General features: G+C 33.4%; 17 protein-coding genes and 1 pseudogene. 6 read left to right on the forward strand and 12 right to left on the reverse strand.

The annotated features are described in order from the left end of the window. The first annotated feature begins 35 nt into the window (after positions 1-35). Positions 36-1,226 (forward strand): MFS transporter, encoded by a 1,191-nt coding sequence (locus OPR39_RS04960; RefSeq protein ID WP_265038718.1) that lies wholly within the window; start codon positions 36-38, stop codon positions 1,224-1,226. A 17-nt stretch (positions 1,227-1,243) separates the two neighbouring features. On the opposite strand, the gene OPR39_RS04965 is transcribed toward OPR39_RS04960, so the two are convergent. Together OPR39_RS04965 and OPR39_RS04970 are read right to left on the reverse strand one after the other, a co-directional pair. Beyond that, complete coding sequence (locus OPR39_RS04965; RefSeq protein WP_265038719.1) at positions 1,244-2,551, reverse strand: UDP-glucose dehydrogenase family protein; 1,308 nt, start codon at positions 2,549-2,551, stop codon at positions 1,244-1,246. A 47-nt stretch (positions 2,552-2,598) separates the two neighbouring features. Next, positions 2,599-3,498, reverse strand: a complete 900-nt coding sequence (locus OPR39_RS04970) for a DMT family transporter (RefSeq protein WP_265038721.1) — start codon at positions 3,496-3,498, stop codon at positions 2,599-2,601. A 176-nt stretch (positions 3,499-3,674) separates the two neighbouring features. Between OPR39_RS04970 and OPR39_RS04975 the strand changes: the two genes are divergently transcribed. Genes OPR39_RS04975 through OPR39_RS04985 form a run of 3 tightly spaced genes read left to right on the forward strand, consistent with a single transcriptional unit; the run spans position 3,675 to position 7,245 of the window. Beyond that, on the forward strand, positions 3,675-5,147 hold the full coding sequence (locus tag OPR39_RS04975; protein ID WP_077188281.1) for a hypothetical protein: 1,473 nt from the start codon (positions 3,675-3,677) through the stop codon (positions 5,145-5,147). Positions 5,148-5,155: 8 nt separating this feature from the next. Further along, complete coding sequence (locus OPR39_RS04980) at positions 5,156-5,689, forward strand: hypothetical protein (protein WP_265038725.1); 534 nt, start codon at positions 5,156-5,158, stop codon at positions 5,687-5,689. 5 nt (positions 5,690-5,694) lie between these two features. Continuing rightward, complete coding sequence (locus tag OPR39_RS04985) at positions 5,695-7,245, forward strand: PD-(D/E)XK nuclease domain-containing protein (RefSeq protein WP_265038727.1); 1,551 nt, start codon at positions 5,695-5,697, stop codon at positions 7,243-7,245. A gap of 667 nt (positions 7,246-7,912) precedes the next feature. Here the strand turns inward: OPR39_RS04985 and OPR39_RS04990 are convergent. The 6 genes and pseudogenes from OPR39_RS04990 to OPR39_RS05010 form a co-directional block, all read right to left on the reverse strand. Beyond that, positions 7,913-9,012, reverse strand: a pseudogene (locus OPR39_RS04990) (IS3 family transposase). 83 nt (positions 9,013-9,095) lie between these two features. Further along, a complete protein-coding gene (locus tag OPR39_RS07280) occupies positions 9,096-9,323 on the reverse strand; it encodes an ankyrin repeat domain-containing protein (RefSeq protein ID WP_082246108.1) in 228 nt (75 codons plus the stop codon). A 3-nt stretch (positions 9,324-9,326) separates the two neighbouring features. Beyond that, the gene (locus OPR39_RS04995) at positions 9,327-9,536 is read right to left on the reverse strand and encodes a hypothetical protein (RefSeq protein ID WP_265038730.1); all 210 of its coding nucleotides are present in this window, start codon (positions 9,534-9,536) and stop codon (positions 9,327-9,329) included. Positions 9,537-9,754: 218 nt separating this feature from the next. Beyond that, the gene (locus OPR39_RS05000; RefSeq protein WP_007549999.1) at positions 9,755-10,129 is read right to left on the reverse strand and encodes a helix-turn-helix domain-containing protein; all 375 of its coding nucleotides are present in this window, start codon (positions 10,127-10,129) and stop codon (positions 9,755-9,757) included. 22 nt (positions 10,130-10,151) lie between these two features. Further along, entirely contained in the window at positions 10,152-10,481 is a 330-nt protein-coding gene (locus OPR39_RS05005; RefSeq protein WP_007549995.1) for a helix-turn-helix domain-containing protein, read from the reverse strand. Between the two features lie 51 nt (positions 10,482-10,532). Further along, positions 10,533-11,456 (reverse strand): hypothetical protein, encoded by a 924-nt coding sequence (locus tag OPR39_RS05010; RefSeq protein ID WP_012673225.1) that lies wholly within the window; start codon positions 11,454-11,456, stop codon positions 10,533-10,535. 198 nt (positions 11,457-11,654) lie between these two features. Between OPR39_RS05010 and OPR39_RS05015 the strand changes: the two genes are divergently transcribed. After that, positions 11,655-12,413, forward strand: a complete 759-nt coding sequence (locus tag OPR39_RS05015; RefSeq protein ID WP_265038732.1) for a hypothetical protein — start codon at positions 11,655-11,657, stop codon at positions 12,411-12,413. Between the two features lie 62 nt (positions 12,414-12,475). Continuing rightward, entirely contained in the window at positions 12,476-12,736 is a 261-nt protein-coding gene (locus OPR39_RS05020) for a hypothetical protein (protein ID WP_264331268.1), read from the forward strand. Positions 12,737-12,872: 136 nt separating this feature from the next. Here the strand turns inward: OPR39_RS05020 and OPR39_RS05025 are convergent, their stop codons facing one another. The 4 genes from OPR39_RS05025 to OPR39_RS05040 form a co-directional block, all read right to left on the reverse strand. Then, positions 12,873-13,244, reverse strand: coding sequence for a helix-turn-helix domain-containing protein (locus OPR39_RS05025; protein WP_041582616.1), 372 nt, complete (start codon positions 13,242-13,244; stop codon positions 12,873-12,875). A gap of 34 nt (positions 13,245-13,278) precedes the next feature. Continuing rightward, complete coding sequence (locus tag OPR39_RS05030; protein ID WP_041582615.1) at positions 13,279-13,611, reverse strand: helix-turn-helix domain-containing protein; 333 nt, start codon at positions 13,609-13,611, stop codon at positions 13,279-13,281. 103 nt (positions 13,612-13,714) lie between these two features. Continuing rightward, complete coding sequence (locus tag OPR39_RS05035; protein WP_012673223.1) at positions 13,715-14,374, reverse strand: JAB domain-containing protein; 660 nt, start codon at positions 14,372-14,374, stop codon at positions 13,715-13,717. Positions 14,375-14,458: 84 nt separating this feature from the next. Continuing rightward, positions 14,459-14,581, reverse strand: a complete 123-nt coding sequence (locus tag OPR39_RS05040) for a hypothetical protein (protein WP_255317433.1) — start codon at positions 14,579-14,581, stop codon at positions 14,459-14,461. Positions 14,582-14,710: the final 129 nt, after the last annotated feature.

Raw genomic sequence — 14,710 nt, forward strand, 5'->3', positions numbered from 1 at the left:
TGCTAGCATCTGCATAGAGCTATTTGGGAATAGGTGTGAACTTTGTCTTCTTTCAATATTTACTATTCTTCTGTGGATATATGCTGCTTTATTTATCAAGACAAAGTATACCAATTGCTCTACCACTGTTAATAGATACTGACCATGTAAAATTAAGCTATTTTTTTGCCTGCCTTTCTTTTTTTTATGGAGTATCAAAATTTGTTAATGGAATAATCATGGACTCCAAAAATAATCCATTATTTATGTTTGGGCTATGCAATATTGCAACTGGATTATTAACCATTGGTATAACTTTATCATATAATAATCTGACTTTATTACTGTTAACATTAATATTATTAGCTTGGACACAAGGGTTAGGTTGGCCAGCTATTACCAAGTTTATGGTTACAAACTCTAGCATCTCTTCAATTGCATCATTATGGGGAGTTATGAGCTCATCTCAGCAACTTGGTTCTTGTATTACTTTAATTGTATTACCAAGTATAATTAAAATATATGATGCAAAAAGTGCATTTTTGTACTCTGGTCTCTTATGCTTACTTTTTGGAATTTATACAATATTAAAAGCATATTACAAAGAAAGTGCCAACTTTACTACCTATTATAAGGTGCAGAAATCTCAAATAGGTATCAAGGTAACAAGTTCCATATGGTTTCTATGTTGTGCTACTTTTTGTGCTTATATTATAAAAATGGGAATCTTCTTTTGGTTTCCTATAATTTTAAGGGATAAATTACAAATTTCTCTTGTACAATCCTCACTAATAACAGGCGTATATGATTTAGGTGGAATCCTTGGAACTTTAATCACAGGAAGAATTAGTGATATGTACTTCTTTCAAAATAGAAGCTTGCTGGCATTACTTTACATGTTGGGTATAGCACTCACTTTTATTGCAATGAACTTTGGTCAAAACATAATTCTTATGAACCTTGGTGCAATCTTATCAGGATTCTTTATATTTGGAGTGCAAGTACTGACAGGTGTTATAGCTGTAGAAATTGCTCCACAAAATAATGTGTGTGCAATTGTAAGCTTAACAGGATTATTTGGGTATATTGCAAGTTCAATATTTTCATGCGTGCTCTTAGGAGTACTTGTTAAGCACTGTGGTAACAGTATTATGTTTTCATTTTTTTCCATTTGCTCTGTTGTTGCACTCGTTTGCTTTTCCATACTATCAAGCAAAGATCTAAAAAAACTAAGTAAAGCGGTGTAAAAAAAATTTCTCAACAGTTAAACTTTGTAGATAGATTTTTTACCCAAGGAATAAACATGGTAACCATATCTTAGTAATAGCTCGCTATCTAATAAATTACGGAAATCAAAAACATTAGGTGCAGCCATAATACTCTTTAAACTTGCAAAATCTTGATTTTTAAATTCTTTCCACTCCGTTAATAATAATAAGGCTTCCGCGTCTCTTGCAGCCCCTATAGCATTGTCTGCGTACTCTATATCCTTTAGAACTTGCCTAGCATTATCCATCCCCATTGGATCATATGCAGTAATTTTAGCCTTGTTATTCACTAACAATTTTGCAATATCTATAGCTGGGCTATTTCTTACATCATCAGTACCAGACTTAAAAGTTAGCCCCCATATTGCTATTTTTTTATTTTGGACTCCATTTAATACATATTCTACCTTTTTAGCAATGTTTGTTATATGATTATAGTTAGATTCTTTAACTGAATTTAAAATTTGTAGCTTAACATTGTAGTCTTCAGCAAGCCTTAATAAAGCTGACAAATCCTTAGGAAAACATGATCCTCCAAATCCTGGACCAGCTTTGAGAAATTCCTTACCTATTCTATGGTCCATTCCCATACTGTTAGCTAAAAGGTCAATGTCTGCTCCTAATAGCTCACATAAACCTGCCATCTCATTGATAAAAGCAACCTTTGTTGCTAGAAAGGCATTAGAAGCATATTTAATCATTTCAGCAGTAACTGTATCAGTGACTATTAACGGAATATTCTTATCTATAAATGATCTATATATAACTTCTAGTTTTGCCCTAGCTAGCTTAGTTTTTACTCCTATTATTATCCTATCTGGGTATAAAAAATCTGATACTGCAGAGCCTTGCTTGAGAAACTCTGGATTAACCCCCAAATCAAAGTTATAGCCCTTATTAGATAAATAATTATGTATATTTTCTGCAGTACCAGGAGGAACAGTTGACTTTATCACTATTAAGCAATCTTGATTAATTCTCTCAGAAACTTCACTTACTGCATTATATACATTCTTTAAATTTGCATTTCCTAGGGAGTCTGATGGAGTATCTACAGTTACAAATACTACTTCTGTATTGGGATTTATTTGAGAATACGAATCGAAAAATCTTATCCTTTGTGACTTTATATTATTCTCTAAATAATCTGCTAATCCAGGTTCATATAGAGGAATTTTCCCTGATTTCAAAAGTTCAATCTTCTCAGTATTTATGTCAATGCAATCAACTTTATGGCCCTGCTCCGATAACATTGTACCAGATACTAAGCCTACATACCCTACTCCTATAATAGTTATGTGCATTTTATTATCACCTTAAAAATATAGCTTAGCATCTAAAATAAATACCATTAACAATTATAAACTTTTGTTGTTACATTATTTTTCTTAATTGCCTTACCTTCCGAATAAGCTATAAATAAGGTTGATGGTATTAATATCAAAGTACCATATAAAGCACTTTTATCAGGTAATTCATTAAATATAACGTATGTTACTATTGCAGAAATTATTAGCTCTATGTATCTATACGGTGCAAGTGCAGTAGCATCAGTAAGAGCAAAAGCTTTTAACATGAAGAACAGAATTAGGTTTGAACTTATTCCTAAAATCAGCAGTAATACTAACTCCAACAAGGAAGGCATATGCCAATAAAATAACAAAGGTGGAGTAGAAAAAATAGTTGTCGTTAGAGCTGAATAAAATAACATACTTATTACTGACTCTTTTATTACAAGTTTCTTATTAAGTATATCTAATATAGCAAAGATCAATGCAGATACAATAAAAATAAGAATTTTAGGATTAAAATCTTCACTATGAGCTTTGGTAGTAATAGCAATACCAACAAAGCCAATAACAGTTACTATCCATCTTTGCCAAATTATATTTTCGTTTAGCAAAGGGATTGCAAGAAGTATAACAAATAATGGTATAGAAAAACTTATAATCGTTGCAGTTACTATGGGGAAAGCAGTCAACCCGTAAGTCCATAAGGTCATTCCACAAAACAACAACCCACCCCTGGTTATTTGAGTAGATATTTGACTTGTTTTAAAAGTTTCTATTCCATAGTAAAACATAAAAGGTACAAGGGTAATAGTGGTAAACAGAAAGCGGAAAAAAATTATTTCAAAACTCTGAAGATGTAAACTTAGATATTTTGATATAGTATCATTAGCTACACTACTAAATAAGCTAAGTATAAACCAGATAACCCCAAACAAATAAGCTCTCAATCTGTAATCCATAAAGCTTATGATTTAATAGATACGATGTACTCATATAATTTTACTACAAAACTAATTCTTTTGCAGCAGGTCTATAATTACTGCTTAAATTTAGGTGCACACTAATTTTTCGATTTATATATTATTCTAATGCTTGTATAATACCTTCATTGAATATTTGATTTTGAGGTAATTAGATGCCAAAAAGTAAAACTAAACGTGGAACGGAAGATTTGAAGGGTAATGCAGGCCCAAGCAAAAGATCTCGTCTCAGTTCTGATCCTAAAAAAAATAAAGAGATTATCTCTAGCAAAGTAATAAGTAAGCTGAAGGATGTTGTTAAAGGTGATAGAACTTCAGCTATTGAGGAATGGGTCAAGGCTCACCCTGTAACAGTAGAGGGTCTAACCGTTGAGCAATCGGACCTCTTATGTAATGCGTTTCGTGATGAATCTTGTTGGTCAGGTGCGACACTAGATGTTGCTAAATTGGTAGGAGAATTAGCTAAATCAGGTGTGTTGAATCCATTTGCTATATATAAAATAGCATGTATTGAGTGTGTAGAGAGTGAAATTAAGCAATTATTTGACAAGGCGTTAGAGTCTTTTAGATCTGACTTATCTCATAAAGGTGCATGTGAGGAAGATAGGAATTTAGCTTGCAGTGATAAGCTTGCAAGAGTTGAATTGTTAAGTTCCATGGGAAGACGTGATCCTGTTTTCAATTTCTGGATTGATCAAGAATCAGGTAACCTTAGAGAAAATATAGAAGCAGAAGATGGATTTAATAAGGCTGTAGATTTCAAGTGGAGTAAGGGAGTGGAACACTTCTATAATCGTCTGTGTTCTGAAGAAAAATTAGTGAAAGAAGAGAGAGAAAAATTGCTAGTTTCTGCTATTGCAAAATTATCTCCATTGCAATCTAGCTATAAACTTGCTTCTACCTTAAGTTCCCTTCTAGGTAAAGTCATAAGCGCAAAAGTAGATCATAAGTCACTACTTGGGCTACCGAATAAGAAAGATAGGGGTGTGATCTACCGTCCTCTTAGTTACTTAGTAGAGCACGGTTTTCTTTGCACAACTAAGTATGTTATCCAGTACTTGAGCGAGGGATGTTCAAGATCTGAAGTAGAGAAAATGCTTTCACCTAGAGGATATGCACATCTTCTCTCATCGCTTTCATTTGTTGTAGTTTCTAAAGATTATGACTTGGATAACAGGAATGAAGCAAGGTCAGCTATTAGCAGTCTTTGGGAATCTAGTGTATTTAACCAAAATAAAATAAATGTTGTCGATCCTTTTAAAGATAGGATTGCTTTTGTTGCAATGGAAAATGCAATTTCAAATTTGATTGTAGATCAGGAGAACAGCAAGGATACTCAAAGTGCTGGCGATGGTGAAAAAGTTGATTTGGTCTTGAGTATTTTAAAGTTTGCTAAAGATTGTTGTTCAGACAAAAGCTTTAAATCATTAAAAGAGAGGATAGCAAATAGTTTAGATAAAACAAGGAATTCTAAGATGATAGATGCAACTAGCTCCTGCAATTTAATAGAAGAGTTGTGTAAGTCAGCGAGAAATTTGAATTTATTCTCTGCTAGCACTGAAGGTCCTCAATCTACGTTAGTGGGTACTAATGTTAGTATTTCGCCTGCTGCAGTTGTTAACAAATAGGAGTATTTATGCATGGTAGTAATGAAGATCGTGAATTAGTTAGGGCTTTATTAAGTGGAGGTTGTGATGAGTTTAGTAGACAATTTGTAGGTTTTTTAAACAACTGTCCATCTTTTTTGCATTCGGCTAATAAGCCTGGCTTTTTTCCTACATTCTTTTTTGGTATGTTTTCTACTGCACATGATGCAGGTATATTAGTTGAAGATGAAAGAGTCTATTTTCGTTTTGACAATTATGGAAATCTAAAAGTTGCTGTTCTCACTAATAAAGAAAATAGAAGAATAGTCAGGTGTTATACTGTTGCTGATAATGAGAACAGCCCTGGGTCAAGGTTTAGTGCAGAAGAGAAGCAGCAGGTAGAAGAGAATCTTCCACAAGAATTACAGGAAGATGAGGATCTGGATTGGGAAGAGTATAAAATATTTCGGTTTGGAGAAGAATGTAGGTTTATTCATGAAATAGATAGATTTCCTCAACGTGATGAACCTGGAGCTCCAATTTTTATGAAATTAACCCAATCAGAGAACAAGGTGAATTGTTAGACCTGATGAGTGAGTTGGCAAATGATGATACAGGAGAAGTGCGTACTAATGTTAAAAGAATTTTGGAATATGTTATTGATATCCATGATGAACATGAAGATAGCTTAGTGTTTCGTGCAGAGTCTGATTACCACGGTTTTCTGTGTGGGTTTTTAGTAAATTTTAGATACCGAGCTGTGGCTGATTTCTACCCAGAGCTACTTATAGGAAAAGGTTATGCAGATGTTGTTTTGCTTGTTCGTGGTGTTGATCAGACAAATGATTCGGTTCCAATTATAATTGAGTTGAAGGTTGGTGATGAGGAAGGATTAGAGCAAGCTAAAGATTATGCTAAAAGTTGTTCTGTTTCGTCTTTGCCTATTCATACCTCATCACCAAGTGCTGTTTGTGTAGCGTTAAATTTTCAATTACGTGGAGGTGCTGGTCTCCGAACTTCTGTGCAGGCCTTTTCAGAAGGTGGTCTTTCCTTAATACCGGGTTTACTACATCCTCATGGAAATGGAGTTAGGGGAAATGTAAAACGTTTTTTACAACCCATAGCATCAGAGTTCACTCAATCGCCTCATTGTAACACTTTTTCCTGTACGTCATCGTTTGTTTTTGGAAATGTTTTATCTACAAGGAGGGACTTAGAAACAAATGATGGGCGGGAGGTAAGGGTTACCAAGTATCTATTTAACCACTCTCAGGGAGAGAAAATGAAACGTACAGGTGGTAGGGGAGATGCAGCAGATATTGTAAGCCATGCGTTAACTTTAGCTCTATTTTTATCAAATATTGGTTTTGTTGTGCTTCACATTTTTCGTCGTTTAAAGTGGCAGACTTTACCAGACAAGGCATTGAACCTGTCGTTACTGCCTCAAGCCACAGATGATGCTAAGGTGCGTCAAGTACTTTGTGAAGTAGATGTCCAGGGTCATCTGGAAGTGGCTTCTGCAAAGAAATTCGAATCACTACGTGCTTACTCACGTTCTCATAGTGAAGGTTATTTCGAGGGAAGGTTTTCAGAACAAATGGGTAATGTTAGGAATTTACATCAACTTGCAGATCAGTTGATGAGTGCTGAGCCTAATTTTGGTAATGATGGTAATGTTAATGGTGAGTACAGGGCTAGGTATGAAGTTTTATTTAATGAGATTTCTCGTCTGTTGTCTCCGTTATTAAATGGAACCCGTCTACTCGTGAACAATGAAGCTAAATTTCAGGCTTTGTTGCGTGGGATATTTCAAAGTTGCGATAATCCTGCCAAGGTAATTATTGAGTTCCAGCTACAGAGAGGAAGGAAAATAGACCTAGTATTATCAAAATCTGCGGAAAATGATGATACTCATCCAATTGGAATAGAGTTGAAGTATGCTAACACCGCAGAACAAGTTGAACGAAAAAGGGTGGAGGCAAATCGACAGTTAAGTGAATACGAATTTTGTGGAGGATGCAAGCGTATTACTGGGGGAGATGCGATGGTTTTGTTATACGCTATATTAAATGCTGTAGGACAAGAGCAGGATCTGATATTGATTGGTGGGCTTCGTAGAGCATCTGGGTTTTCTAGATGACTTGTAACTAATAAAAGTACCAAAGATAAGGTTGTTTATGGGTAAAATTATGCATTAAGCTAGAGTACGTTTGAGTAAGGTTGGAGAAAAAGCAAGGTCTTTGAGCAAGAAAATTTGATTTATGTTTTCTTAAGTTAAAGTTAACCTGATGAAGTTTGTATAATTTATTGTTGGAGTTTTTTTGTTCTATTTTTACTGTAAGTTCAATCTGCTCTATCTTTGGTCTTTTTTTCTTAGTTTTGCGGCAAGTCTAATATTTTTACTACTTAATGGAATAACTTGCAGAAAGTGGAGATATAATGCTAAGGCAGAGGAGCTCAGACAGTTATCTTAAACAATAAAGAAATACTAAAGGCAAAAGATACGCTTGCGTAGTTCGAAAGCTTTCTATAGGATAAGCCTCACCTGATTTACAAATAGAATTGTTATGTTAGATGTTTGCTATTTATTCTTAAGCTCATTTTAACAGCATTTTGCTTTTTTTAGTATGTAGGGGTTTTCTAGGAATTATCCTACTGAATTCTATGATATTATTTTTTGTAACATTGTTATACATTATAATGCACCCATTTGTCTAGACCATTTTTTTCAAAGTGATCCGATTTTTAAAATGAATATGTTGATAAATACGTCGACACATATTTAAAGTATTTATGAATATATTCATTTACTGTTTATGATAATAGAGATCAGCAGGAACTTTATAATGTAGAGTCTGATGTCGCCTTCTATAGTTATACCAAGCAACAAAATCGTTTATTATAAGATTCAAATCTCTGATACTATTTGGTCTATAATAATATATAGCTTCTTGCTTTAAAGTTCTCCATAAGCGCTCAACAAATATATTGTCGAAGCAACGTCCTTTATGGTCCATACTGATTTTAATATTAGCACGCTCTAATTCCATAATAAAGTTGTAGCTAGTAAACTGCACCCCTTGATCACTATTAAAAATCTCAGGTTTACCTTGTTTTAGAGCTTCTTTGAGAGTATAAAGGCAAAATCCAGCATCGAGATATGGTGATAATGAATGAGCAATAATATAGCGACTATACAAGTCCATTATTGCCACAAAATAGACAAACTTACCTTCTACCATAATATATAGTAGCCCATACCTGATTAACTCTACAAATAATCAAATCTTTGAGTAAATAAGGATATATTTTATGCTTTTTTTCTTTAATACTTGTATTACATCTTTTTCTACAATACAGCCCACTAATCTTCATTTTTTTCATAATTCTTAAGATTTTTTTGTGATTGACTACTACTCCACTCGCTATGATCTCAGCAGTAATTTTACGATATCCATAACGGCAATCAGAAGCCAAATATACTTCTTGAATCAAATTTCACTTTCGTTATTAATTATAGGCCTATAATATAGGCTAGATCTGCAAATCCCCAGTAAATCAGCCTGTTTCCTAATTGACAGATCAGAATCTTTTTCTATAAACCTTACTCTATCTTTTTTGCTTATTTCAGTAATTTTTTTTTCAAATAACTATTTTCCACTGTCAATTCTCCTATTACTTTATGTAAACTTTCTATTTCTTGCGCTAAGATTCTTTGTTTTCTCGCACTTTCACTTTCTTCAACAAATAGGTCTTTTAACCTTGCCAATACTCTATCACGCCAATCATATAGATTTGTTGATGGTATTTTATATTCACTACATATCTCAGCTGTGCTTCTTTGATTTTTTATTGCTTCCAAAGCTATCTTTGCTTTTAACTCTGGTTCATATTTTTTTGTTGCCATACTTTTACCCCTTTACTTTCCTACTCGGATCAACCATTTTTTTTGGTCTAGTTTATGGGGTGCATTATATTCTATGAGAAATTCTACAGATGGTAAATGGCCTTCCTTGGCAGCATAGTAGACTGATCTGTAGTTTTAGAATTATTAATATTAGAATTATTAATAAATGATTCTTGTTGTTGCTTTTCTATTAGAAGCTTTACAATTCCTAGATATCCTTTATTGGTAGCATAATGCAAAGGAGTCCAATTGTTTTTACCTTTTGTACCAACTTCTACTCCCTTATTAAGAGAAAATTTTACAATATCGATATTTCAAAAATCAGCTGCAATATGAATAGGCTTGTTTTCGTCATTAGTTTTAGCGTTAAAACTTACACCTTTATTATTTACTAAAAATTTTGTTACTTCTAAGCTATCAAACTTAGCTGGATGGTGCACAGCCACCTTGACCAAAAAATCATCCCCTATCGCGTTCTTATCATTATGCCTTATACGCTGTATTACACCTTCAGATATAGTCATTGCTAACCTCCAACATCCTTGCTAATAAACCCTCGCTAAAACTGCCGAAAAGACTTTATAAGTTAATATTCTAAATCTCAATATTTTATGGTGCAGGTTTTTATTTTTAAAACATTATACTTTGTGTAGGGTATAACTACACGCATCAAAGTGAAAGAAAAGCAAAATGATGAAGAAAATGAAAGTTTAAGTTTTCTTCAACGACTCAAGGAGAGAATTTATGCTTTAAAGCCTGTATTAGCAAGAGCCTTAATCACTAAATGAACAATGTCACGCAGAGTTTCATCCTCAATTTTTCTATATTCCCTCACTAGCCTTGATATTTCTTCGCTGCCTACATCGCTATGGAAGGCCTTATCATGTAAGTCTTCAGAGGCTTTGGTAAAAAAATACGACATATCAACCGATAGTACTTCTGCTAATTTATATAACCTATCAACTACAAGCCTAATCTCTCCGCTTTCATATCCTTGTACATGCTGAAATGAAATTTCAAGCTTTTTTCCTAAGTCTCTTTGACTAAAACCACACATTAGCCTTCTTTTCCTTATTCTTTCACCTATTTGTTTATCGATAGGATGTTGTATAGTCATTTTACGTATCAGGTAATATTAACTATGTATTATCACTTTGAGAAAAAGATTTTACCAATATATAAACTGCACTACGTAACCTTTTGCTCTTAATTTCGTTATATCCTTTGACTAACTTTAGTATTTCTTCATCATAAGCTTCATGTGAGTCAGTGTGCATATCAGTAAAAAAGTTAGCAACATCTATCGATAGTGCTTTTGCTAAATCATATAATCTACTGGCCAAAACACAATTTGAACCATTTTCGTACTTTTGTATCTGTCTATACGAAACACCTATTCTCTTTCCCAATTCGGTCTGTGTCAAAGCACGATCTAACCTAAGTTGTTTTATTTTTTTACCTAATTGCACTTTTCACCTCTTATTCAAATTTACAACAAATTTTATGAAGTGGAAAAAAAGCTAGCAAAGTAATTGCTTTAATAATTTCTGCCTCTCGCTAATTAAATCGTTTGGCCTTACGTATTTTTTCTCAATTTCCCTCATCTCTTTTTCTCGTTCTGCAATGCTATTTCGTATTACTTCAGCCGAGTATCTGCTTTTGCCACTTGCAAACTCTGATCTTAATCTTCTAACCTTGTATTCGAGCTCAGCAAATCTTTCGTGTTGCTCAAGAAGTTCTATCATATGACTAATTTCAGAGTTTAGCTTTTTTTCCTCAACATCTCTTACAATAAAAGAAAGTAGAAGCTTATCTATTTGGTAATCAATATTTGGTTGAGCAGCAAATAGATCAATTATGGCTTTTACGTCAGTAGGATTTGTAACTAGTAAGTTAAAATTACTACATAAAAAACTATAGAACTTTATCGTCTTCTCAAGATAATTTTTCATATCTTGTGATAATTGCAATTCTTTGTGAATTCCTGACAGCAATATTTTCAATTCTTCCAAGTATTTCGTGTCAAAATTACTTACTTCTGTAGGTGAAAGGATCATTAGCAGCTTTTTTACAAGCTCAACATCATTTAACTTTACTGCATTATAAAGAGCTTTTTCTTTGTCTTCTTTTAAATCATAAAGCTCTGATGAGTTATCTATGCTGAATAGATATTCAGTATTTCCTTGAGGAGAGTAGATTAAAATGTCCACTTCTCTTAGCGGGTGATCATCATTAAACTTTTCTAGTAACTGCTTATCGGTAGTTTCCTCTATTGCTACAACTGCTTTGCTTACCTCTTTCAACTTTGCAATATCATCTCTTGAGTTTTCAAGTATATCTTTAGCCTTGTCTAGCAGCTGCTCATATAGAACTATTTTTTCTTCATCATCAAGTAGCTGACAATGCTTTTTCAGCTTTTCAGTAGAGTAAGATAGGATATCCATTTTTTTCAATTTTACGATTACGATACCCCATTTTTGTTGAAACTGAAATAATTTTTATAGGATGTGTTTTTCTAGTGTAGATGCCCGCAAAACTTGTTATTATAATATACAGTAAATCAATAAGTCGTATAATATTAACAATTAAATAATATTTATCACGATATGATCGAATAGTAATGAAATTAAGTGAGGGTTACAATGAAAAAAATAAATGGTAAAAAATTGTCTAGTAAAATGTTAAAAGCGGTAGAGCGAATAGCAAAAGAAGGGTTATTACCTAATTTTATAAAAGCTGCTCCAACAGCAAATAAAAAGATTAGTAAATTGCCTGTCTTAACATATCCTGAGGAGCTCAATCCATTTCGATCAGCTTTATGCAGGATAAGACTAAGTGAATATGAAAATATGAAACTAAATGAATTCCTGGAAAAAGCTATTGCAGCTAAAAATATAAACGAGTTAAGTAAAGTTATCGATGAAGCTTTGGACTTAGGAATAAGAATAAATGCTGCCAATGAAGATGGCTTTAGCTTTGCTAACGTTACAATGTTTAAGATGTATCGTGATGAATTCAAAGGAAATAAACAAGAGGATATAATCAGGAGGTTAGCCTTAAATGGAGCAGATTTTAATGTACAAGTTGATAAGAAAATAACTGAAATGTATCAAAAAGTGCAAAAAGAAATTGAGCCACAAATATATAGTAGGCTCAAGAAACTTAGGGAAGTTGGAGAAGACGCTACTATAGAAGGAACTGTTGAAGATGTAGAAATCGATAATAAGACCTTCTATATTGAATTTTCACATAGCTGCATAGTTGATGTTGCCAAAGTTGTAGAAGGTGCAAAAAATTTGGGCTTAAGTAAAGGAGACTTAAACCTTGGCGGTAGTATCATAAAAATAGGTGATGGTGAAGTTGAGGTCAAAACTGGGAAGACGGTAAAAGAAATTACGTAGATATATCCGATAACAGCGCTTTTACAGTAACACTTTGCACTAGCCTAGGAGAGCTAAATTTAATGGTATATCATGACACAGAAGACTATCATCAAGTACAAGTTGAGGTAGAAGATGAAGAAATGTGGAACGAGTTGCAAGAAATAGGAGAAATCGTAGGAAAGGGTTGTTTATTTGGTGGAATGTCTGTTAAAGAAGTAGTGGAAAAAGGCAGCTTTACTAGATGTGGAAGGTGGGGCGACCAAAATTCTAAAAGTAGTGAGACCTTTTCTTGGGTGAGCAAATTAAAAGATACCAAAACGACATCTGTAGGACGTTCTTGATTGGTGGCTATGTTTTTACATAGCCATAATTATTGCAAAGTAAAGTAGTTCTTGAAATTTAATCAAAATTACCATAAAAAATTTACCTTAACTAGCATTGCTTGTAGAAGTGGATTGAAGATATATTCAGGCAATATTATTTATTGGCAAGCGCTTTTATCACTGAATGCACAATATCACGCAACGTTTCATCCTTAATTTTCCTGTATTCCCTCACTAGCCTTGATATTTCTTCACTACCCACATCGCTACAAAAGGCCTTATCGTGTAAGTCTTCAGAAGCTTTGGTAAAAAAATATGACATATCAACGGACAAAGCTTCTGCCAAATTATACAATCTATCAATTACAAGCCTTACCTCTCCAGTTTCATATCCTTGTATATGCTGAAATGAAATTCCGAGCTTTTTTCCTAAGTCTCTTTGGCTAAAACCGCATATTAACCTTCTCTTCCTTATTCTTTCACCTATTTGTTTATCAATAGGATGTTGTTCATCTTGTACAATCATTTATTAATATATTAACTGAGGTATTGAAGCAATACTAACTCTCATTGTAACTTTGAGAAAAAGATTTTACCAATATATAAACTACGCTACGTAACCTTTTGCTTTTAATTTCATTATATCCTTTGACTAATTTTAGTATTTCTTCATCATAAGTTTCATGTGAGTCGACATGCACATCAGTAAAAAAATCAGCCACATTAATCGATAGTGCTTTTGCTAAGTCGTATAGCCTACTGGCCAAAATTTGGTTTGAACTATTTTCGTACCTTTGTATTTGTCTATACGAAACGCCTATTTTCTTTCCCAACTCAGTTTGTGTTAAACCACAGTATAATCTAAGCTCTTTTATTTTTTTGCCTAATTCCACCTTTCATTACTAATTTTAGCTGCTCAAGCTTATATTGAATTTTTTAATTTATGAAGTAGAAAAAAAGAAGGAAAGTTGGAGAACTTTCCTTCCGGTCTACAGATTACAATAAACCACTATCATAAAAACTAAAGTGGCTCTTCTGTGTTACGATTATGTGATCTATTAATTTCATTCCTACATTTTCGCAGGTTGCAGCTAATGTAAGTGTGTTATCCTCATCCTCCTTTGATGGTTCTGTATCTCCACTTGGATGATTATGTGAAATTGCAATAGATGATGCATCGATCAGTAATCCCTGTTTGATTATTTCTCTCACATATAGAGGTACTCTGTCTATAGTTCCACAGTCTTGAATATACTCGTATATCAAATGACCACTTCGATCTAAGTATATTACTCGCAAGCTTTCCTTTCGTGACTGCCCTATTGCTGTTTTAAAGTATTTTAGTAGCTCTTCTCTGTTATCAAGAATCGACAGCTTTTTTAACTTACCTTTCAGTATCCTATCGAAAATCTCTTTCAGACAAAAGATACTTGCTATTGCTCCATCATTCATTCCTGTAACATTTTTTAGCTCATGAAAGTCAGCGTTAATTACCCTTCCTAAACTACTAAAGAGCTCTATTAGCTTTTTGGCCACTTCTCTTCCTTCTTCACATTCAGATAGAGTACGTTCCAGTAGCTCATGGTCAAGTAAAGACCTGCCTCTACTTGATAAAATGCGAGTTTCCAATTTTTCTTTTCTCTCACTATTATTCATAAAAACCTCCAAGGTCAACATTATATACAAATTCAACGCCAACTTTCTGACGCAGTAGTTCTCGAGGAATAACCCTTTTGAACTCTAAATTTGCAATGTTGTCCTTGTTGCTTTAAAAGCTGGAATACCATTTGCCATATGAATTTGTGCATTGACATTTACTGTGCTAATTCCCTGAAGCGCAACGGTATTTATATTTGCAATCATAATATATTATATAAAATTGTTAATATAATATATTAAAGAAGCGATGAAGTAAAGGCTACAGCAATTAAAGATGGCTTAACTTAGCAAAAAAGTGTAGTATTCTATCACTTTGCTGATTACAAATGTTTA

Origin of the sequence: Wolbachia endosymbiont (group A) of Yponomeuta plumbellus (assembly GCF_947251575.1) — a bacterium.
Classification (GTDB): Bacteria; Pseudomonadota; Alphaproteobacteria; order Rickettsiales; family Anaplasmataceae; genus Wolbachia; species Wolbachia pipientis.

Coding starts and splice junctions, on each gene's coding strand:
- OPR39_RS05000 (WP_007549999.1), bottom strand. CDS start 10,129: ATGACTATACAACATCCTATCGATAAACAAATAGGTGAAAGAATAAGG.
- OPR39_RS05010 (WP_012673225.1), bottom strand. CDS start 11,456: ATGGATATCCTATCTTACTCTACTGAAAAGCTGAAAAAGCATTGTCAG.
- OPR39_RS04980 (WP_265038725.1), top strand. CDS start 5,156: ATGCATGGTAGTAATGAAGATCGTGAATTAGTTAGGGCTTTATTAAGT.
- OPR39_RS04970 (WP_265038721.1), bottom strand. CDS start 3,498: ATGGATTACAGATTGAGAGCTTATTTGTTTGGGGTTATCTGGTTTATA.
- OPR39_RS04985 (WP_265038727.1), top strand. CDS start 5,695: ATGAGTGAGTTGGCAAATGATGATACAGGAGAAGTGCGTACTAATGTT.
- OPR39_RS05025 (WP_041582616.1), bottom strand. CDS start 13,244: ATGATTGTACAAGATGAACAACATCCTATTGATAAACAAATAGGTGAA.
- OPR39_RS04965 (WP_265038719.1), bottom strand. CDS start 2,551: ATGCACATAACTATTATAGGAGTAGGGTATGTAGGCTTAGTATCTGGT.
- OPR39_RS05035 (WP_012673223.1), bottom strand. CDS start 14,374: ATGAATAATAGTGAGAGAAAAGAAAAATTGGAAACTCGCATTTTATCA.
- OPR39_RS04975 (WP_077188281.1), top strand. CDS start 3,675: ATGCCAAAAAGTAAAACTAAACGTGGAACGGAAGATTTGAAGGGTAAT.
- OPR39_RS04995 (WP_265038730.1), bottom strand. CDS start 9,536: ATGACTATATCTGAAGGTGTAATACAGCGTATAAGGCATAATGATAAG.
- OPR39_RS05015 (WP_265038732.1), top strand. CDS start 11,655: ATGAAAAAAATAAATGGTAAAAAATTGTCTAGTAAAATGTTAAAAGCG.
- OPR39_RS05020 (WP_264331268.1), top strand. CDS start 12,476: ATGGTATATCATGACACAGAAGACTATCATCAAGTACAAGTTGAGGTA.
- OPR39_RS05040 (WP_255317433.1), bottom strand. CDS start 14,581: ATGATTGCAAATATAAATACCGTTGCGCTTCAGGGAATTAGCACAGTA.